General features: G+C 79.3%; 1 protein-coding gene. It reads left to right on the top strand.

The features are described 5' to 3' along the window. The coding region (locus D3I60_RS01415) for a hypothetical protein (RefSeq protein ID WP_262774331.1) at positions 1–331 on the top strand (331 nt) is incomplete at its 5' end. Positions 332–434 lie beyond the last annotated feature (103 nt).

Genomic DNA, 434 nt, shown 5'->3' with positions numbered 1-434 from the left:
GCCGGGCGACGGATCGGTCCCGGCCGGGGCGGGAATCGCCGTCACCGTCCAGTTCGAGACGCCCGACGCGGGCGCGGTCGCGTCGACGGAGGCGGCGGTGCGCGGAGTGCCCGCCGTGCGCTCCGCGGTCACCACCTCGCTCGCGCTGGGCGGCGTGTCGCTCATGCGGCTCACCTATGACGGCGATCCGGCGGCGCTGGCGGCGGCGCTCCAGGCGCGCGGGTTCCAGGTGTCGGGCGGGGGGCAGTCGCTCCGCATCCGGCGCGGGGCGCCGCCCGCCCAACCTCCGGTCCAACCCCGGCCCGCCGACGCCGCGCCAGCCGGCGAATGACCCAGTTCGCGCTGCCGCTCGCCACCCCGCCGCACGCCGGAGGCGACGGGCCGCCGACCGGACACTCCCGAACGGGCCAGCTCGCCTTGCCGCTCGCCTGGCC

It is taken from the genome of Brevibacterium permense (genome assembly GCF_025506275.1).
Classification (GTDB): domain Bacteria; phylum Actinomycetota; class Actinomycetes; order Actinomycetales; family Brevibacteriaceae; genus Brevibacterium; species Brevibacterium permense_A.
Note: the sequence above shows the minus strand (reverse complement) of the source record. Positions and strands in the feature narration are given on the sequence as shown.